This is a genomic window from Nitrosomonas sp. Nm84 (assembly GCF_003201565.1).
GTDB lineage: Bacteria > Pseudomonadota > Gammaproteobacteria > Burkholderiales > Nitrosomonadaceae > Nitrosomonas.
The window spans coordinates 296,602-317,621 of sequence record NZ_QJJP01000001.1 but is presented as its reverse complement, the minus strand read 5'-3'; the positions used below and the strand labels follow the sequence as shown (position 1 = coordinate 317,621).

General features: G+C 46.6%; 13 protein-coding genes, 1 tRNA gene and 3 pseudogenes. 10 read left to right on the top strand and 7 right to left on the bottom strand.

The genetic code is table 11. From position 1 onward, the window contains the following. The first annotated feature begins 116 nt into the window (after positions 1 to 116). The 5 genes from C8R34_RS01485 to C8R34_RS01465 all read left to right on the top strand — a co-directional run bounded on the left by C8R34_RS01485 (position 117) and on the right by C8R34_RS01465 (position 6,237). A complete protein-coding gene (locus tag C8R34_RS01485) occupies positions 117 to 302 on the top strand; it encodes a hypothetical protein (RefSeq protein ID WP_110337116.1) in 186 nt (61 codons plus the stop codon). Between the two features lie 252 nt (positions 303 to 554). Continuing rightward, complete coding sequence (locus tag C8R34_RS01480) at positions 555 to 1,268, top strand: septal ring lytic transglycosylase RlpA family protein (protein ID WP_110337114.1); 714 nt, start codon at positions 555 to 557, stop codon at positions 1,266 to 1,268. A 138-nt stretch (positions 1,269 to 1,406) separates the two neighbouring features. Continuing rightward, positions 1,407 to 3,779 (top strand): hypothetical protein, encoded by a 2,373-nt coding sequence (locus C8R34_RS01475; RefSeq protein WP_110337151.1) that lies wholly within the window; start codon positions 1,407 to 1,409, stop codon positions 3,777 to 3,779. Positions 3,780 to 4,690: 911 nt separating this feature from the next. After that, positions 4,691 to 5,350: a GNAT family N-acetyltransferase gene (locus C8R34_RS01470; RefSeq protein ID WP_110337112.1), complete on the top strand. Its 660-nt coding sequence runs from the start codon at positions 4,691 to 4,693 to the stop codon at positions 5,348 to 5,350. After that, positions 5,347 to 6,237, top strand: coding sequence for a carbon-nitrogen hydrolase family protein (locus C8R34_RS01465; protein WP_110337110.1), 891 nt, complete (start codon positions 5,347 to 5,349; stop codon positions 6,235 to 6,237). Before C8R34_RS01470 ends, C8R34_RS01465 begins: the two co-directional genes overlap by 4 nt. A gap of 16 nt (positions 6,238 to 6,253) precedes the next feature. Here C8R34_RS01465 and C8R34_RS01460 read toward each other — a convergent pair whose 3' ends face one another. After that, positions 6,254 to 8,095 (bottom strand): AI-2E family transporter, encoded by a 1,842-nt coding sequence (locus C8R34_RS01460; RefSeq protein WP_110337108.1) that lies wholly within the window; start codon positions 8,093 to 8,095, stop codon positions 6,254 to 6,256. A 975-nt stretch (positions 8,096 to 9,070) separates the two neighbouring features. On the opposite strand from C8R34_RS01460, the pseudogene tnpA reads away from it, so the two are divergent. From tnpA to C8R34_RS16795, 4 genes and pseudogenes are all read left to right on the top strand, one after another. Continuing rightward, positions 9,071 to 9,341 (top strand): annotated as a pseudogene (gene tnpA, locus C8R34_RS16800) (IS200/IS605 family transposase); the annotation flags it as partial. Between the two features lie 338 nt (positions 9,342 to 9,679). Next, positions 9,680 to 10,150, top strand: coding sequence for a hypothetical protein (locus tag C8R34_RS01445; RefSeq protein WP_110337106.1), 471 nt, complete (start codon positions 9,680 to 9,682; stop codon positions 10,148 to 10,150). 198 nt (positions 10,151 to 10,348) lie between these two features. Then, positions 10,349 to 10,468 (top strand): annotated as a pseudogene (locus C8R34_RS01440) (helix-turn-helix domain-containing protein); the annotation flags it as partial. A gap of 7 nt (positions 10,469 to 10,475) precedes the next feature. Beyond that, positions 10,476 to 10,574 (top strand): annotated as a pseudogene (locus tag C8R34_RS16795) (IS200/IS605 family transposase); the annotation flags it as partial. A gap of 91 nt (positions 10,575 to 10,665) precedes the next feature. Here C8R34_RS16795 and C8R34_RS01435 read toward each other — a convergent pair. The 6 genes from C8R34_RS01435 to C8R34_RS01410 form a co-directional block, all read right to left on the bottom strand. After that, a tRNA-Leu gene (locus C8R34_RS01435) sits at positions 10,666 to 10,755 on the bottom strand. A gap of 147 nt (positions 10,756 to 10,902) precedes the next feature. Then, positions 10,903 to 11,769: a YicC/YloC family endoribonuclease gene (locus tag C8R34_RS01430; protein ID WP_110337104.1), complete on the bottom strand. Its 867-nt coding sequence runs from the start codon at positions 11,767 to 11,769 to the stop codon at positions 10,903 to 10,905. A gap of 19 nt (positions 11,770 to 11,788) precedes the next feature. Next, positions 11,789 to 12,826: a hypothetical protein gene (locus tag C8R34_RS01425; RefSeq protein WP_110337102.1), complete on the bottom strand. Its 1,038-nt coding sequence runs from the start codon at positions 12,824 to 12,826 to the stop codon at positions 11,789 to 11,791. A gap of 12 nt (positions 12,827 to 12,838) precedes the next feature. Beyond that, entirely contained in the window at positions 12,839 to 14,449 is a 1,611-nt protein-coding gene (locus tag C8R34_RS01420) for a peptide chain release factor 3 (protein WP_110337100.1), read from the bottom strand. Further along, entirely contained in the window at positions 14,439 to 16,514 is a 2,076-nt protein-coding gene (locus C8R34_RS01415; RefSeq protein WP_110337098.1) for an ABC transporter ATP-binding protein, read from the bottom strand. The genes C8R34_RS01420 and C8R34_RS01415 overlap by 11 nt, the downstream gene beginning before the upstream one ends. Continuing rightward, on the bottom strand, positions 16,511 to 18,019 hold the full coding sequence (locus tag C8R34_RS01410) for an ABC transporter permease (protein WP_110337096.1): 1,509 nt from the start codon (positions 18,017 to 18,019) through the stop codon (positions 16,511 to 16,513). Before C8R34_RS01410 ends, C8R34_RS01415 begins: the two co-directional genes overlap by 4 nt. A 337-nt stretch (positions 18,020 to 18,356) precedes the next feature. Between C8R34_RS01410 and C8R34_RS16355 the strand changes: the two genes are divergently transcribed. Then, positions 18,357 to 21,020: beta strand repeat-containing protein (locus C8R34_RS16355; protein ID WP_375342108.1), on the top strand; the 2,664-nt coding region annotated here is incomplete at its 3' end.

Here is a 21,020-nt window from a genome sequence, read left to right as displayed (position 1 = left end):
TATAATCGAGGACAATCTATTTTGAATGAACGTGAAAAAATAAAACGGCGAACCTTAGCTCTGCGACGCCAAATGTTTTATGCTAAACAAGCAACAAACTTAAATCTGATGAGCTAATGCGTCTCTTAATTCAGCCACCCATTAGTCCACATTGCTTTGACGACGTACACTATGGCAGCGTATGTGATGCAAAACAAGGCTTAGAGAAATATTTCATGTTCTACAACCAAAACAGACCTTACACCGCGTTTGACGACAAAACACCAAATGAGTTCTACTTCGATAACCTGCTTGCAATGTAAAAAGCAGGATAGGCATTAACGTAAGATTTCCACTTAAGAAATGCAAGAAACTGTCCAATCAAGTGAGGCCACTTTTCTCCTTGAAAATTAGCATACCTCGTCTGTGTTGGTGTTGGGTTTCATGGTTCTTGCCGTATCAGTTTGATTTTTCCGTCAATGATGTTTAAATGGTAACGTTGCTTGCCTTCTGCTAATCTTACAAAAATTGCATTTCAAACTTGAACTCGTCTAACAGTAAGCGAGCGTAATATTATGAAAAAAGAGTGTATCTACAGTCTTCTCACCTTATTTCTCTGCGGATGTGCAGCAGCGCCTTGGCAGAGCGATACTCTACCTTCCACGCCGTCTGGTGATGAAATAGTGATTAACCAGAATGCTGAACGAATATTCGAAACTCGTGAGCAGATATTAAATGAATCTATGCAAACAAAAGTTTCAGCCCCATCAGTTAGCCAGGAAAAAATAGAAAACCCGGCACAAGAGCTTCTGTGGCCATCTGAAACAGGTATCGCAACTTACTACGCCCATGATATGGAAGGGCGCACTACTGCAAGTGGCGAGCCCTATGACTCTGAACAATTGACAGCAGCTCATCGCACAATACCCATCGGTAGTAGTGTACGGGTGACTAATCTGAAAACCAAGCAGCAAGCCATAGTACGTATTAATGATCGTTGGGGCGGTGGTGGTGACCGAATTATCAACCTATCAAAGCAAGCTTCAGTTCAACTTGGTTTTGGTTCTGCTGGCACCGTGCCTGTGCAGCTTGATGTGGAATTTCTTCCATCCGGTAGTCATGTTGCTCAACCAAGCGTCAGGATTCAACCATTACCGTCTCGCCTCGAAGAGAGCAGTGCAAAGAATCAATCGAGATTAGATATTTGCAAGAATGAAGCAGATATCCTTGGGCTAACTGAAAATTTCTATCGCAATCATGTGACAGCCTGTTTATCACGTCGTGAATAGAGCTTTGAAAAAATAGTTCATCCAATATCGAAATCAACATTATTCATTTGATCACGGAGATGCATGTCTGAGGCCAGCTTGATTTAGCAGCGGATGAATCGCATATTATTAATCAACCGATATCACAAAAAGGGAATTATGAATACTTCACATCAATGGCGTTTTTTTCGTTCAGGTGGTTTTGATCAGGTCCGCCTAGAAACGGCAGGGGATTTAAAATCTCTCGGCGAGCTTGATCCAAAGCTCTGGGCAGCACTGAGTTGTCCAACTAGCGATCTTGAATTTGATAGCAAAACACTTGAATTCATCGATACCGATGCTGATGGCCATGTTCGTGTACCCGAAATTGTTGCAGCCGCTAATTGGGCAACATCAATGCTTAAGAATCCTGAAGATCTTACTCGCGGAGCGGATACTCTTCCTCTGGATTCTATTGATGACAGCTCTCCAGAAGGAGCTGCGTTGCTTGCTTCAGCAAGACAAATTTTGCTGAACATTGGCAAAAACAATGAACTTACCATCTCAATTGAAGATACTACCGATTTGAATAAGATTTATGCGAGCACAAAATTCAATGGTGACGGTATTATTCCCTCAAACGCGACCACCGACACCGATACACAAACAGTCATTGACGAAATCATTACTTGTGTAGGTGCGGAAGATGATCGCTCGGGTTTGCCCGGCGTTTCGGAAGAGAAGGTCAATCAATTCTTTACCGAAGCTAATGCTTATTCGGAATGGTGGCAATTAGCGGAACATCATGCAGCCAGCATTCTTCCGCTTGGGGAAGAAACTCAAGCTGCCAAGATAGCATTTGATACCGTTAAGGCCAAAATTGATGATTATTTTACGCGTTGTCGGCTTGCGGAATTTGATCAACGAGCCAGCGATCCGCTCAATCCTGCAATCACAGAATACGAAGCGCTTGCCAATAAAAATTTATCTGCCGAGTCTGAACAAATCGCCTCCTTGCCTGTAGCAAAAATTGAAGCGAATAAGCCACTGCCGCTTGCCGCAGAAATTAATCCTGCGTGGATACATGCGATCACTGAATTTAGAGATAAAGTTATCACTCCTGTTCTGGGTAGCAAAGAAAATCTGAGTAGTGAAGAATGGCAACAATTGTGCAATAAGTTTTCAATGCACCAAGCATGGTTAGATGTTAAACGAGGGGCTATCGTTGAATCGTTAGGAGTCAAACGCATCCGCGCTATTCTGGCTGGTGGCTTTCAAGAGAAAATCATGTCGCTGATCCATGAGGATAAATCGCTTGCTTATGCATGGGATGCCATTAATTCTGTTGAAAAATTGATTCGTTATCACCGTGATCTTTTTCAGCTATTGAATAATTTTGTATCGTTCCGCGATTTTTATACTGCTCAGAACAAAGCCATATTCCAGACAGGATCATTATATTTGGATGGTCGCAGCTGTGATTTTTGCCTGCGCGTGACAGATATCAATAAGCATAGTGGCATGGCCAATTTAAGCGGCACTTATCTTGCCTATTGCGATTGCCAACGCCGAGGCGGCAGCGAGAAAATGAGCATTGCTGCGGCCTTTACCAATGGGGATGCGGATAATCTTATGGTCGGTCGTAATGGTATATTTTATGACCGCAAAGGGCAGGATTGGGACGCAACCATCGTCAAAATCATCGAACACCCCATCAGCGTGCGTCAAGCTTTCTGGTATCCATACAAGCGGATCGGCAAAATGATTGGAGAGCAAATCGAGAAAGTGGCAAGTGCGCGAGAAAAATCAGTTCAAGATCAGGCAACATCAGGTATCGCAAACTCTGTACAAGTTGCAGAAGCTGGTAAAGCGCCTCCTGCGCCATTCGACGTCGGCAAGTTTGCGGGGATTTTTGCAGCGATTGGTCTGGCCATTGGAGCCATTGGCACCGCGATTGCAGCTGTCGTAACAGGTTTTATCAGTTTGATTTGGTGGCAAATGCCATTGGCTATTATTGGGTTACTCTTACTAATTTCCGGTCCATCAGTTCTTCTTGCTTTTCTCAAGCTACGGAAGCGTAACCTGGCTCCATTGCTGGATGGCAATGGCTGGGCTGTCAATACTCGCGCTATCATTAATATTCCTTTTGGTGCATCGCTGACACAAATGGCTACCTTACCACCCGGCGCTCAGCGTTCACTTACCGATCCTTATGCAGAAAAGAAAAGTCCATGGAAGTCTTATTTATTTATTTTGGTACTGTTAGGGAGCATCGCTTATCTCTGGCATAGCGGATACCTGAATCAAAACACTCTGGAAACAGTGCGCAAGCAGTTTTTAACGAACAAAAGCGAAGCAACAATCGAGAATAAAGTTAAATCTGATACAGCTGTTCCGGCTGTGCCTCAATCAGATGCAGCGCCAAGTGATCATAAGCCAGCTACAAAAGATGAACCACAGCCTGATGCTAAATCTTCAGAAGTTTTACCTGATACACAGCCAACATCAGTACCAGCATTAACTGTACCGGCATCTAAACCAGTTAATCGCTGAACTTGTAGGTTAACGTGTAGTGTCTCAGACTAGAGATAGAATACTGCAACATGGAGAAGAAGTTCTAAAAAAGCAAGTGTGGATTTAAGCTCGGAAAAGTCATTATCCAGCAGTTATGTTTTGCAGGGTAATGGATGCAAGTATCAGCGGTCATTGTGATTGGCATTGGCATAAGAAGAACTCAGAGCTGATGGTCAATCCACCTTGCTTAATTTTTGGGAGAAATCAAATCAAAATAGCGGTGTAAAGATGTTTTGAATTGAGATATTACGAAGTAGGGGGCGGAATTTAGTAACGACAAGAGGCCAGTCATGCGGCCGGTTAATCTTCTGATCAGTCGCTGAATATCGCCCCATAGGAAAATGCCCAGTGCGCATGTGAGAGGAGGTGTGCGCACTGGGGCTGAGAGCAAACTTCCAGCCATCCGACTATGCATCGGGAGATGCGCTGGCTGGCGCGGTTTTAACTGAGAAGGTGGTAACGATTATCAACCTATTCTTTATGCTTTTCTGTGCGAAAGCGCACATCTCTAGTACAAGTAGAACCGTGTTTATTCCATATTGCTCCAATATCCGCACCGCAGTATGACGCTGCTTAGCATGAATATGTTTGTCGGCTTTCAGGATGGCTCAATATGCCAGTGAAAAGAGCAAGTTTAGGAGACACCGATTCGCTCTTGCGGCGCATAACAAAATAACGTGCAACTTCACGTTCGCCATCACCGGCACGTCGAATCTTTACATGGAGTTCCACTGAATACATCCTCGTCGCCTTTCACTGGATACTGATCGCATCAGCTACAGGGCCTTCAGACCGGTACACTTTTATTCTGTCATTGCAGCAAAATTTTGTGCGCTTTAGTGGTATATTTTTACTTCGCTATTTGTTACAACCAATGGTTTTGTTTGAAAATGAGCTTAAAAGTTATTGTCCGGCACACTCGCGTTAGCGATATCAAACCACTTATAGATCTGCAGAAGCGCGTCTATCCAACTATTCCCGCTTGGCGCGAAGACCTATTACGACACCAGCTTGAAGTTTTCTCCCGAGGACAGTTGGTAGCAGAAGCGAATGGTCAGCTGGTCGGCGCAGCTAGTTCGTTAGTAGTGTCGTGGAATGAGTGGGAAGTTCAACATACATGGCAGGAAATCACCGCACGCGGCAGTTTCGACACTCACAACCCACATGGCTTAACGCTATATGCCGCTGAGGTATTCGTCAATCCAGAACTACGAAGTTCCGGAATTGGCCACGCACTTTATCAGGGACGTCGGCGACTATGTCGCCAGTCTAACCTAAAACGTATTATCGCTTGTGGTCGTTTGCCGGGCTATCATCATTACGCTGATCAAATGTCAGCTGAGCTTTATGCACAGAAAGTTGTTTGGGGCGACATCCATGATCCTGTACTCAGCTTTCAATTGCATGAAGGATTTAATTATTGTGGTACAGTCAGTGGATATATTCCAGAAGATCAGGAGAGTCTCGGTTATGCCGCACTGATCGTATGGCTTAATCCTCGTTACAACAAAAAGAAACCGACGCTAATTTCTGAAGGAGTTGTCTTGTGAAAGTACGTATTGCTGCAGTGCAGTATTTGTTAAGGTCTATCAGTGATTGGAGCGGTTTTGAAAGTCAAGTTCGTTTCACCCTCAAGGCCGCCGCCGAATACAAACCCAATTTCGTCATGCTACCGGAAATTTTCACAAGCCAACTGCTGTCCTTTCTTGATACAGAAAACAATATCAAGGCCGCTGTTCGTCGCTTGCATGATTACACGCCGCGCTATATTGACCTGATGGCCGAATTAGCCAAGAAATATAATTTCTATCTAATCGCCGGTACTCACCCCAATCTGCGTGACGGACTGCTCTACAACACTGCATTCATGTTCTCTCCCAGTGGCGAGATGTTCACTCAGGATAAGATTCATCGTACTCGCTGGGAAAAAGACAAATGGGATACCACTGCAGGCAACAAGCTTCATTTGTTTCAAACCGACTACGGCGCCATTGGTATTCTCATCTGCTACGATATCGAGTTTCCAGAGTTGGCGCGCCAGGTTTGCGAAGCGGGTGCCGACATCCTGTTTGTGCCTTCTTCCACTGATGACCGACAGGGTTTCTTACGCGTGCGCTACTGTGCCCATGCTCGAGCGATCGAAAACCAGGTTTATGTTGCAATAGCCAGCACTGTGGGTAACCTACCGGTAGAAGGATTGGGCTTGAATTACGGTCAAGCCAGCATCATGACACCATCGGATTTTCCGTTCTCGCGTGATGGCATTGCTGCAGAAGGAGAGATTAACATGGAACAAGCGGTCATCGCTGATGTCGATCTCGATACGCTAGCGCAGAACCGCATCAACGGTACAACCATCCCCTTATATGACAAACGGAGAGAGGTATATCAAAACCCGGTGGAGATTGTGACTGCGTTGCGCGGCCCATGGAAGTGAGTCCTTTGCGGAGATTTTACAAATTAAGGTTACTCTCCACTTTAAGATTGGAATTATCTAGATTAACTAACTTATCCAAGGTATTTAATTTATAAAATTCGGAAATTGAATCATTTAAATTGTGCGCAATTCTATTTGCACCTGCTGTTTGTATTTTATTTTGATCTACTTCCGATAACTCCCCTTCTTTATACCCATAACGACAAACCATAATAAACATTTGTGGAAAGCGATCGCGTATCCGTTTGCAAAGGTAAATCGTATGTGTCAAATTTCCTGGATGAATTGCGACGACACTTACCATATCGGGTTTGATTTGCTCTATTAAAGCGAGCGTGTCTGACACCATGGCCGCTGAATGCGTTTCGTACCAATTAAAATGTATGTCATCTTGTGCTAGCTTAGACAGCATGGTCACAGCTAATTCGTCAGTTTTGTCTCTAGCGGGGATCGCCAGAATAGCGATTCTAGATGCAGAAACGGTGTTTTCCTCCATAACCGCTTTATCTTTATTATTTTCAGAATCTTGATCAGCAATAATTACACGTAAGTCATCTATCAACTCGCGTTGCTCATTCGAATCAATTTTATGGTTACGTAAATCCAACCGCGCCTGAACCAATGCTGAAACTGCAAGCGTATCTAACGCAAAAGCTAAATTATCATTTTCTATCTCAAGCTCCATTATTCTTGAAGCTTCATCACCATCACCTGCAAGAAGTCTTTGGTAAAAACGAGTTGTAGACGACAATGTTGGCTGATCTCCTAGCAACGTATCGATAAAATTAAGGTAAGGAACGTATCGTCCTAGGACCACAATGCATACAGTCAACGGTGAAGCCAAGATAAGTCCAATAGGTCCCCACAACCAAGTCCAGAACGCAACAGAAATTAATAGCGCTGCTTGAGAAACACCGATCCCTCGCCCATAAATCAGTGGCTCAAGTATGATATTGGTGAGGAGCTCAAGCATACCAAACAATATAGCTACCATGATAGCTATTGACCAATCAGGTGAAATCAAAAGACTTAGCATGATTGGGAGGATAGCTGCAAGCCATGGCCCGAGATAAGGAATATAACGCAGTAACGCACCAAAGAACCCCCACAAGGCAGCGTAGGGTACGCCGATAAACCATAAGCCGATTGCTATACCTAGACCATAGCCAGAGTTAATAAGTAACTGCATAAGTAAATAGCGACTAACTCGCTCTCCGGCGTCTTCTAATGCTCGAGTAGTGTTGGCAATCTGATCAACCCCTATCAGCTTAATGACACGATCACGTAGATCCTCACGATTAATCAGCATAAAACAAACTAGCACGATAACAAAACCCGCATTGGCTATGGGTTCTAGCATGGGGCCAATGATCGACCATATTTGTGAGAAACGAAATGGCCCCTCTTCTACAATGCGCACGGGTTGAACGATTTCTTTCTCGTTAGCCGTGATAGCTTTCTGTTCAACTTGCTTATCACTTACTTGTTCAGTTATTCGTTCACTTGCTCCCTGTAATTTGTCCAGAAAACCGTCCTGGTCCCGTTCGTACAATCCATGAATCTTGCTAAGAATATTTTCTTCATACTTTGGATAGGAATCTACTAAACTGGTTATCTGGATAGTAATACTCCATGCCGCAGCTATTACAATACTCAGAGCTAGAGAGGCCGCTAAAACTACCGCCAAAATCCGCGGCACACTATATCGTTGCAACCAAATGACAATTGGGGATAGTAAAAAAGTAAGCAGTATCGCTAGCGCCAAAGGAGTAACAATTACCCGAGCCCACGATAGAAATCCAATAGTTAAAGCCAATCCAATCAACACGGACACATTAGAGAAATTATCTTTCTTCATCTCGTAAAGCCACTCATGCTAAACATATGTAAAAATGATGGTATTGTTTTAAACAATTTAAGTTTTTAAGCTAAATCTTTAAAAAAACTAATTGTGCATTGTAGATACCGAACTGTTTTTTTAGGAGATTAGGTCTTGCTAGTTACTTCGATCTCGAGATACGTACATCTTTGCATGCCTTAATTGTTATCCGTCAGAATGACATCACTGCGGTAGCTAAGAATTCTAACCATGCAACACTTAGTAAAACGGCAGCAATTACACCTGGCTATCATCATGATCACCAAACTATTGCCCGCTTGTTGTACTTCAAGTGCTATGAGCTGGGATTGCATGTGGTTAAGTTCACGCAATTCGTGCCACAATGACTGTACATAATCAGCTATGCCGGGATCGTTTCCAGAATCGCCACGTCCGTCAGTCTGTCCAGGTATCTCACTTTTTATTGGGTTTGCATCCCTAAAAGTTTAACGACTGCTGAGCAATTTACTCAGTATAAAACCTATCTCCATAGCGACACCTACCGACGTTAGTGGGTTATCGCAAATATAAATGGAGCATTCTTCTGTCAATCACTGCTCTGGCATGTTTCAGTTGAATTTCTTTTTCACCAATCATACCTGCAACCTGATTGATTGTATTGGTGGCCTTATCAATGGCTATAACACCGGAGCCGACAATTCAAAGTAATTGCGTCATCCACTTGCAACAAGTCCTGTAAAAATGATTTTGGCAAAGGATCCTTTCATTCTATTCGTGATCACTAGATCCCGATGATAGAGCGTGTATGATTTTTCTACGCCTTGTAAATGACAATACACGCAAGACCCAATACGATCCGTTCGGTTGCGTACAGAGCTATAGTCAAATATGTATTTAGAGAATCGAATCGGTTCTGTTTGATTCCTTGTTATAGTTAACTTACCGTTAACGGATTTAAAGCCATTGCTAACGCCCGTCATCGTGGCAGATTAGAAAGAAAATGTGATTGAACAAGGTGATTTGATGCCGAATCATATTCACATGTGTATAAGTATTTCACCGAAGTACCCGGTGTCGCGTGTGGTAGGGTTTATCAAAGTAAAAGTGCGATAGCAATATCACGCCAGCTGAATAAAGGAAGGAATTGCACGGGGGGATGTTTTTGGGCTCGTGGATATTTCGTATCACCACTGGATTGGACGAGGAGATGGTCAGGGCGTATATTCGAGATCAGGAGAAGGAAGATGAACGCTATGATCAGTTAGCTGGGTATTTAGGCATCACTCTATCGGCTCGTAAACGGTTCCTTTCAGGAGCATCAAACATAAGCCTCTGGCTCCGGAGGTAATTAAACTGAAACTGGTCAATTGCCAGAGATTTCCTCTCGTTGGTTAGGATCTCATTATGCATTTGAGTGAACTTTGTTATCTGATGGAACTGGGAGCGGGAAAGTTTGTGCGCATCCCATAGTGTTTGTTGATATTGTTGCGCAGGTTGGGAAATAGTCGGGGAAGGGTATGCTCGAAGTTGATACTTGGCAGATGCTCCAGCGTGAAAACGCTGCCGATTATCTTCTAGGCCAGATTGTATAAGGGATAGATAATGAAATGGCTCGCAGGAATTATTGTATTGATTTTGCTGGTAGTATCAGAAAAATTTAGAAAATTTGCAGGGGTTTTTGTTTTGGTATGTGCGGTTGGTGGCTTGTTATTTTGGCAGTATCAAGAATATGAAAAGAATAAATCCAGAAACAGAATTTTGCCTTCAGAGTTAGTTTTAAAAAATGTTTCATTTAAGCTCTCACACAGCAGCTATGAAATGACGGGGCGTATCATCAATAACTCTGAAAAATTCACTTTGAATGGGGTGCAATTAAAAATTACCATTAAAGATTGTGCGAATAACGATAATATTGATTGCATTATTTTTTCAGAAAAAAATGAATATATTTATGTCTATATTCCACCAAAACAAGCTAGGGATTTCAGAAAAGATATTTCTCTATACTCGGACCAAAATAAAGAGGATAGGTTAGTTTGGAATTATGCGATAGAGTATACTGAATCAGAATAGATCTGGGTTTGTATGTTTGTACTGGTTTACACCTGACCTGACAGTTACCAATTTTTTAGGTATCTGTCAGTTTAGATTTGAGTTGTATTAGTTCAGATTTGATCTGACAGTAGGGTCTTGCCAAGAGGTGGGATTACCCTGTTTGATAGAGATGAGAATCTTTATCAACCAATCGCGGAAGCGTAAAGGAGTAATCCCATGAGTAGTTTTCAACAAAATGTCATCAAACACAAGCTTGGCTTGCTTAATCTGGCAGTCGAGCGTGGCAATGTATCGCGCGCCTGCAAGGTGGTGGGTTTTTCACGCGATACATTTTTTTATCGCTGTTTCGACGGTCGGGTTTGATGAATGGATAGTCAGGGCGTATATCTGCAACCATAAGCATGAGAATGAACGCTACGGCCAAATGAAACTGGACATTTAGCCGCCTTGGGGGCTCATGGTTTAGGGCGCCTTTGAGGCGCTCACCCAATAAGCCTCCGGCTTTGCCGGAGGCAGTTTAACTCATTGATTTTTGGTGCCCGGGGCCGGAATCGAACCGGCATGGGCGGTTTAAGCCCGAGGGATTTTAAGTCCCTTGTGTCTACCTATTTCACCACCCGGGCGATAGAAACTTATTGTTTTATAACAATGTCTTGTTATTTAACAAGAAGCTATTAAAGGTCGTAATTATAACCCGAAATAAGGAGCTTGAGTATGGGTTATTGTGTATGCCATGTGAATATAGTTAACGTCGATTGTGTTTTGCGCCATCATTCAATATTTTGCACCTGTTCGCGCATCTGTTCGATGAGCACTTTTAGCTCCATAGAAATCCGGGATATTTCCAGATCCACGGATTTTGAGCCGATGGTGTTGGCTTCGCGATTTAATTCCTGCATCATGAAATCCAGCCGTTTGCCGACTGGTCCGCCTTTATTTAGAATCCGCTCCACTTCGTCCAGATGTGCCTGCAGGCGGGATAATTCTTCGTCAACGTCGATTTTTCCGGCAAACAGTGTGATTTCCTGGCGAATACGATCATCTTCCGAATTACCCAGTATTTCCTCGATTCGGGTACGCAATTTTTCCTCAAAAGTGGCGATGAGGGCTGGAATACGTGGAATTGCGGTCTGCAGGAGCTGGCGCATTTGTTGGATACGCCCCAATAAAATAAACTTAAGTTTGTTACCTTCGCGAGTACGTGCCGCTTTCAGATCTTCCAGCGCGACTTGCAGTAATCCGATGCTGATTTCGCCTAATTCATCGATGGGAAAATTATCATTTCCCAGCACACCTGGCCATTTCAGTATTTCTGCTACGGTTAGCGATTGCGCTGCAGGGTGAAGTGTTTTGACGGTTCGATCTAATTGCAGCAGTTTGTCCAGTAATGTGTTGTCCAGTTGCTGATTATCTCCAGTATTCGTAGCCGGTGAGAAATTAAGCCGGCATTCTACCTTGCCGCGACCGAGCTGCGTGGACAGCAGTTCGCGCATGGTCGCTTCCCGCTTGCGAAAATCATCCGGCAGTCGGAACTGAATATCCAGGTAACGATTATTAACCGAACGCAGATCCAGACTGAAAGATCCATAAGGTGTTTCTTGGGTGGCGGTGGCATAGCCTGTCATGCTGAAAATCATGATAAAAGTGTTCCCAGTGTCAAAAGAGGAGAATGAATGGATTACCCAGAAAACTATAACTACATACCGCCGGAGCGGGTTTTGGATTGAGTACACCAGTTACTGCGAAAGGCATATCCCGGTTTTTCGGATTGACCAGGATTTGGTTCACGTCGGTGTGTATGTAATCTCCGGGCACATTGAGTCGCCAAAGATTTGGAATTTCAGGGTAGGGCTGATGCAGGCAATAGGCTGTACTATCACCGTGAATGACCAGAACCGGTTTGTTGAATTGTGTCGCCTTACTTTTAATCAGATCACGAATCATTCGATAACCATCGCATTCCATGCGGTTTTCCAAAGTGCAAACAGGTTTGGTGTAATCAAAGTCAAAAATATCGGCGTGGAAGGCAATCACTGCCGCTTGTGCGGATTTCGCCACTGTAAACAATTGGTTGAGCCATTCTGCATTGGATTGATCGCGATAATCCGCCTCATTCAATGCATCCCGAGTGTCGCTGCGCAGAATCTCCTTTCTGCCATTGTTAGTACCGGGAATATGTAGCGTGGCGAGAACGACTGAGCCCATTTGCCAACGAGCATTTTCAATATAACCTTCCTGCCGAACAAGCCCAGCAATATCTTTGGTTAATTGATACGAATCTTGATGAAAGAAAAGTTGGCGCAAGTAAGTTAATCGCTCCAACTCGTCATGTCGTGTGAAAAACGTGAACCGGTCGCAATCAGTCCAATCATTATCACCAGGTGTATAGACTGTTCTATGTGGATTGAGATTAGCGATCTGGCGATAATGATCTTTGTAGCGTTCATCGTCGCAGCTTAACCGGCCTCTTTTGAAGTCACCCAAATGAATTAATACCGGTGGGTTGAGTGCCTTAATGGCTTTGGCGATCGCGCCGTCGGGCTGTTCTAGCAACGCATATTCCGAATCGGTGTAAGGCATGTCGCCCATCACGACGAACCGAGTGGGTGTCGCCGCGTCTGGCTGTGTTAAATCATTGGCCGGAACTGAAGAAGTCAAAAAAATCAGGAATAAAAAAAGCGGCATCCATTTCATTGGCTTCTGCCATCATCCATTCATATGGCTCTGAAAAACCAAGCCAGCATGTTCGCGTAGCTTATGAAAGCGAATGGCGGGCCAGTTGTCCTGGGCAACACTCAATTCTGCGCCGAAGGATGCCAGAAAGGTCGGCGCATCGACGGCATCGTAGGCGATGCGATGCGCATTGGCTTCGATAAAACGCTGCAATTCCCGCGGATCGTCTGAAGTAATCCAACGTGCTAACTGATATTTGGCTGGTGCAATGCGGGCAGCTACGGCATATTCATGCTGCAAACGGTGGGTAACCACCTCAAATTGCAGTGTGCCTACTGCACCGAGCAACAGCACATTGCCTAAATGCGGCCGGAATACTTGAATGGCGCCTTCTTCACCCAATTGCGCCAATCCCAGCTTAAGCTGCTTACTGCGCAATGGATCGGCAATTTCCACAGTGCGGAAAATCTCCGGTGCAAAGAATGGCAATCCAGTAAATTGCAGTACTTCGCCTTCGGTCAAGGTATCGCCTAGTTGTAACGTGCCGTGATTGGGTATGCCGATGATGTCGCCAGGATACGCTTCTTCGAGAATATCGCGGCGTTGGGATAAAAACGACACCACGGTGCTGGTGCGAATGTCCTTGCCGTTACGCGCCACTTTCAAGTTCATGCCGCGTTTGAAATGACCTGAACAAACGCGCACGAATGCAATGCGGTCGCGGTGCGCCAGATTCATGTTGGCTTGAATTTTAAATACCATACCGGAGAACTTCTTTTCGCCGGGTAAAACCTCGCGTTGAATCGCATTGCGGGATTCGGGCGGTGGCGCCAGATCAACCAAGGCATCGAGAATCTCTCTGACACCAAAATTATTGATGGCCGAGCCGAAGAAAACCGGCGTTTGTTTGCCGACAAGGAATTCTTTGTGATCAAAAGCGGGCGAAGCGCCATTGATCAGATCAATTTCCTGTAAGGCGGTGGACAGACCGGTACCAAAACGCTGCTGAATTTTTGCATCATCAAACTGCGCAATCACTTCATCATCATCGCTGATTCGATCCGATCCCGGCTGGAATACGCGCATGCAATGGTTTTGCAGATCACACACGCCATGGAAACCTTTGCCCATACCGACAGGCCAAGTGAAAGGTATGGTAGACATGCCGAGTGTCCGTTCAATTTCGTCCAGCAGATCCAGCGGTTCACGCACTTCGCGATCCATTTTGTTGACGAAAGTGACAATCGGCGTGTTGCGCGCACGGCAAACTTCCAGCAGCCGTAGGGTTTGGGCTTCCACACCATTGGCGGCATCAATGACCATCAGCGCTGCATCCACTGCGGTGAGTACGCGATAAGTGTCTTCAGAGAAATCCTGGTGACCGGGGGTATCGAGCAGATTAATAACGCAATCGCGGTATTCCATTTGCATCACCGAACTGGCGACCGAGATGCCGCGCTGCTTTTCAATTTCCATCCAATCGGAGGTGGCGTGGCGGCTGGCTTTACGTGCTTTCACGCTGCCGGCGATATGAATGGCGCCTGCGTACATCAGCAGCTTCTCGGTCAGCGTGGTTTTGCCCGCATCCGGGTGTGAAATAATGGCGAAAGTACGGCGACGTGCCACTTCGGTATTAATGCTCATAATTCTCAGAAACTTGTTCTTGTGGATAAAGAAAACAATGGGTGGTATGCGTTGCGCTGAATACACTGGCGGACGGATAAGTTTCCCGGCAAACCGGCATCACATGGGGGCAACGTGGATGGAAATGGCAACCTGACGGCGGTGTGGCCGGTGACGGCAAATCTCCTTTCAAGTGAATGATGATCCGGTCAGGATCAGGTTTGATCTGTGGAACCGACGACAGCAACGCCTGCGTGTAAGGATGCTTGGGGTGATTTGTCACTTCATCCATCTGCCCGCGTTCAACAATTCGCCCCAGATACATTACGGCAACTTCATCAGCCAGATATTCTACAACAGCAATATTGTGGGTAATAAACAAAAATGCAAGTCCTAAATTAGTTTGTAATGATTTGAGCAGATTCAGGATTTGCGCCTGAACGGAGACATCCAGAGCGCTGGTCGGTTCATCGCAAATCAACAGCTCGGGATTCACAGCCAAAGCGCGGGCAATCGCGATGCGTTGCCGCTGACCACCGGAAAATTCATGCGGATAACGCCATTTTACCTCAACAGGCAATCCGACGCGCTGCAGTAATGCATCAATTTGTTTTTCCCTAGAATAGCTGGGCGGTTGATTGCCGGTGCCAACGTGATGCATTTTGTCGACATTCAGCGCATCCATGCCTTCTTGCAGAATTTCAATGATGCGCATGCGTGGATTGAGCGAAGAATAGGGATCTTGAAAAATGATCTGAAACTGCGCGCGTATTTGCCGCAACTGACTTTGTTTTAACCCTACCAGTTCTTGCGCTTTGAAGCGCACACTGCCGGCGGTTGGCTGAATCAACTGCAAAATACTTTTTCCGATGGTTGTTTTACCGCAGCCTGATTCACCGACAAGCGCCAAGGTTTTGCCGGCCACAATTGTCAACGATACGCCATCGACGGCTTTGACATGGCCTACCGCGCGCTTGAATAATCCTTTGCGAATCGGGAAATGGACTTTGAGACCGGTTACTTGCAATAGATTGGTTTCCGCTGCAATGGGTGCCGAATGAGCGGTGTTAATAACTTCGTGGTGCGCATTGTTCACTGGTAGCTTGTCGGATACGCTTACTTGTTGATTGAACAGGTGGCAACGCACCTGGTGCTGATCGGTAACGGCATGCCATTGCGGAATAGCGTGACGACACAGATCCAAGGCCTGATTGCAGCGATCGACGAAGCGGCAACCGGTGAACTGTTGCGATAGTGACGGCACGTTGCCCTGAATGACTGTTAATGCCTGATCGCGTTTGTGTTTTCCAGGTAACGAGGCAAATAATTGTTGCGAGTAAGGATGTGCCGGGCGATTAAAGAAATCATGCCGGTCTGCCAGTTCGACAATTTCTCCGGCGTACATGACGGCGACGCGTTGCGCCATTTCAGCCACCACACCCAAATCATGCGTGATCAGCAAAATCGCCATACGATTGCGTTGCTGGATTTGGCGCATCAGATCCAGCACCTGTGCCTGGATTGTCACATCCAGCGCAGTTGTGGGTTCGTCGGCGATGAGTAATTCGGGTTCGCCGGCCAGTGCCATGGCAATCATGGCACGCTGTTTCATGCCGCCGGAAAACTGAAACGGATAGTCGTGCATGCGGCGCGGTGCATCCGGTATGCCGACTTGTTCCAGCAATTCCTGAATGCGTGCCTGCGCCGCCTTGTCGGATAGCTGTAAATGCTGTTTCAGTACTTCGTCAATTTGTTCGGCGATGGTGAGAACCGGATTCAGACTTAGCATCGGTTCCTGAAAAATCATGCTGATGCGCTTGCCGCGGATTTTGCGCATTTCAGTTTCGGGTAACTGCAGCAGATCGGTACCGTTGATTCTGATGTGACCCGCAACAATCTCGCCGACATCCGGCAGCAAGCGCATAATGGACAGTGCCGTCATCGATTTGCCGCAGCCTGATTCGCCCAACAACGCAAAAGTCTCCCCGGGTGAAACGCTTAACGTCAATCCGTCGACTGCACGTATTGGCGCATCGCCGGTATGCAACAGGGTTTCAAGATGTTCTATTTCCAGTAAGGTGCTCATGGACGAGAAGATCCTGATGGAGTCATGGTATCGGTGGGTTTATTGTGTGCATGTTCCAGCTTTCCAGAGCCCGGCAAGAATTTGTTTTTTGGTTTTAATGTGCGGGTACGTGGATCTAATGCATTTTGTACCGCATCTGCAAACAGATTGGCGCTCAATACCAATGTCAGCATAAAACCGAATGCCGCCATCAAAGCCCACCATACCATCGGTTCCCGCGCCATTTCCAGGCGTGCCGCATTGATCATGGTGCCAAAGCTGATCATCGATGGATCAACGCCGACGCCGACATACGATAACACCGCTTCCGCCAAAACCAGACCGCTGAAATCCATGACTGTTGCGATCAAAACGAGGTGCATCACATTCGGCAGAATATGACGGCTGATAATGCGCCAATGCGACACACCAAAGGCATGCGCTGCCTGGATATATTCCAGTTCGCGCAATTTCAAGGCTTCGCCGCGCAACAACCGGCACAGACCGGTCCAACTGGTAATGCCCAGAATGATGCACAGGAACAGCAAACGCAGATCTGCGCGCGATGCAATGGTTTCGAATAACTCCGGATGAGTTTCAATATACACTTGCATCATCAATACCGCTGCGGCAATCAGTAACACACTCGGGATAGAATTCAGTGTGGTGTAGGTATACTGGATGACATCATCGATCCAGCCTTTGAAATAGCCTGCCATGATGCCCAGAAGCAGCGCGAACGGCAGCATGATCAGGGTGGTCAGGGTGCCGATCACCAATGCAACGCGAATGCTTTTGAGCGATTGATACAAAATATCCTGTCCGACTTTGTCAGTGCCCAAGACATGATAATGCGTTGCCAGTTGCGACACACAGCCGATCAGCAGCAGCAGAATGAACAGTGTGATCAATATGGCGCGCCAGGGAATTTCCGTGGTGTGGTGCCAGATGGCTGCCAGATTTTGTGTGAAATTTTGCTGATTGCGGCGAGATAACATGATCACCAAACCAATCACCAGCAAGCTCCAGGCCAACAAACCATATGCCAGGCCTTGTGCAGCGCGCCATGCAATATCGTTCATGCGATCCGTTTCCGGGTTTTGTAAATGTGCACCGCCATAGACGAGCCGTGCGAAGGCTCGTGCTTGCCCGCCATCCGGAAGCTCAACCGTTTCTTTTGCATAGAGATGCGACGCCAGTGGCGCCGAATAGGTTTTCTCCACTTGCGTGCGTAGCGGCGTGACCAAGATATCGAGCAGACTCAGTACTTCGACGCTGTAAACCTTTTTTTCCTGGTCGGTCGTATGTTCCAGAGCGGGGCGGAAATGCACCGTATCGAGTAACCCGATGGTTAAAAAGAACAGTAGGATTGTCAGCGCAGACATGCCACTGGCGCTATGTCCGACACGCTTCCACGGTGCCAGTAAGTATTCATGATGACGCACATAGCCGATAAAACCCGCGACAATAACCACAAGTAAATAAATCAGCGCATCGGTCCACAGAATGATCGGGCTAAAAGGCATGGATGAATGTGTTTAAGAAAAGGAAATCCCGATGATGTCGCGATAGTTGCAATGGATTGTTTATATCATAAATAAATGCGGTTATTCATTGAAAATGAATCGCTGCAAACTTGAAACGGATTGTTTTTGCGGATTCATGGCATATTCCGACACGAGAGACTTAAAGTTGCTTGTTGTAATTCAATAATTAATAGGTAAAAGTCCGTTTGTTCTTCATTATTTCCTACAAAGATTTGTTGCATAGTGCATTGCCCATGAAGTCATCAGTGGGATGCGTGAAGAAAATTGTGCGAATGATAATATTATCCTGAATAAATTGATAGATTGTAGAAGTCCTATGGAAAATAAGCAGCTGGAAATTATACAAACCGTTGCAATGATGTTCAAAGCAGCACCTGGCGCACATTATTTAAGCGAATTTCTGGCATGGATGAACACTACGGGTGATTCCGCCAAGGATCTGGCCGTTAGTCTTGCACAAACGGATGTGTTTAAACAGGCACTGTATGCGGACACGCTTTCTAACCATGAATTTTCTGTGCAATTTGTCGAGAATTCAGTGGGTTCTCTGGTAAATGAAGAAAACAAAGCGCAGGCAGTCTCAGAAATAGAGCGCATGCTCGACGCAGGCGTAAGTCGAGGGGAAGTCATTTATTGGGTGGCGATGGCACTGGTATCGGTTGATCAGAACGATGCGAATTGGGGAGCAGCCGCTCGTCAATTCAGTAATCAGGTTGCAGTCGCTGCTTTTTATTCGATTGAGCAAGCGGGATCGGCAACAAGTTTGGATGTGTTGCAACGCGTAACGGCAAATGTTACGCCTGACATCGCCAGTGTTGTTGCAATGCAAACATTGTTAGCATCGGGAGCAGCAGGCAAGGTCATCGATGGCTACGTCAAAGGCGCACAGGTATTTGCGGATTTGAATGGCGATGGATTGCTCAATCCTGGAGAAATTAGCGCAATAACAGATGTATTAGGTAGTTTTTTATTACCCGGTATAGCCGGTTTTGGTAATTTAATTGCATCGGGGGGGATTGATGCCGCCACGGGCAAGCCGTTTGAAGGGAATATGACGGCACCGGCGGGTGCGACAGTCATTAATCCACTGACAACGCTGATTGATGAGATCACGGGAAATGGTGCCATTTCAGTGCAGGATGCCACGGTAAAGATACTGGCTTCACTGGGCTTAAATACCGGCATCGATTTGCTGCATTTCGATCCCATTAAAGAAACGATCCGTACCGATACCGACGCGACTGCAACCGGTATTGCACTGGCTATTCATGTCGCGGCCGCTCAAATCCAGATACTTATCAGTCAAACCGCTGCAGTATTGAGTGGTTCCGGGGTTGCGCCAGATGAAACCACAGCGATCGATTTGGTTTATGAGACAATAGCCGCAATAGCTGCATCACTTGCGAGCAATACAGGTCCGGTTGATTTAACATCCAAAGATGCGATTGCGTACGTGATTCAGGAAGCTGCTGTACGATCGGGGGTTGACAGTGCGATGGTGCTCAAAGCGAGCGTTTTGTTAGCGAATGCTGCACAAACTATCGCTAATTTGAACCAGGCGGTTACGGATAAATCCACGAGTAGTACGAATGAGTCAAAAGTACTATCAAGTATTGCGGCAGTACAAATTGTGGCTGAAAATATTGAAGCTGCGATGAAATCAGGCGCTGCCAAGGGCAATGTCGCCGGTACGGTAATTAGCACAACGGGATCGCTTTTTGCCAACACCATCACAGCGGCTGGTCCCAAAGTAGGTGATGTGACCGGCGATGGAAAATCGGATCCATTGCGAATACCGCCATCTTCCGGAGGGGGATCTTTACCACCACCGCCTCCATCCAGTATTCAGTCATTCTTAGCGACCAATGCAACGGCATTTTCAGGCACTGCAGCGGATGATATTTTGTCAATCTCTACGGCGGCAACCTGGACACCTTTGGTAATGACAGCAGTCGTATTGGATGGTGGCGCAGGTACTAATACACTGAGTGTACAAGACGGTTCCAGTATTGCAGCTGCAACAGTGACCAATTTCTCCAATTTATCCTTTGATGCGACGGGCGTTGCGGGAACCAATAACGTAACAATGTCTGCAGCGCAGAACCAGAATTTTACCGGTACCATCACGGCATCGGGCACGGGCGTGAATGGTGAGACCATCACCATTGTCGGCGATGGCGCCGTCACCACGCTGTCCAATGTTGAGAACTACAGCATTGGCGACGATTCGACCAATGCGCGTACGGTCACGATTGCCGATGCAACCACGAATGTCACGGCGGATTCTGCCACCGATGCGGTGACCTTCAATGTGGGCGCGCTGAGCTTTACCGGCACGATCACGGGTGAAAGCACGGTTGCAGACACGCTGAACTTAAGCACGGGAGCGGATATCAGCGGCGGCACAATAACTAATGTGGCGGCGCTGGTCTTGGCATCAGGCGCAGCGGTATGGCTGTCGGCGGCACAGAACCAAGGTTTCAGCGGTGCCGTCATGGCACCGGGCACGGGCATGAATGGTGAGACCATCACCGTTGTCGGCGATGGCGCCGTCACCACGCTGGCCAATGTTGAGAATTACAATGTCGGCGACGATTCAACCAATGCGCGTACGGTCACGATTGCCGATGCAACCACGAATGTCACGGCGAATTCCGCCACCGATGCGGTGACCTTCAACGTTGGCGCGCTTAACTTTACCGGCACGATCAATGGCGACAACACTGTTGCCGATACGCTGAACTTAAGCACGGGAGCGGATATCAGCGGCGGCACAATAACTAATGTGGCGGCGCTGGTCTTGGCATTGAGCGCAGCGGTGCGGCTCTCGGCGGCACAGAACCAGGGTTTCAGCGGTGCCGTCACGGCACCGGGCACGGGCATGAATGGTGAGACCATCACCGTTGCCGGCGATGGCGCCGTCACCACGCTGACCAACGTTGAAAACTACAGCATTGGCGACGATTCAAGCAATGCGCGC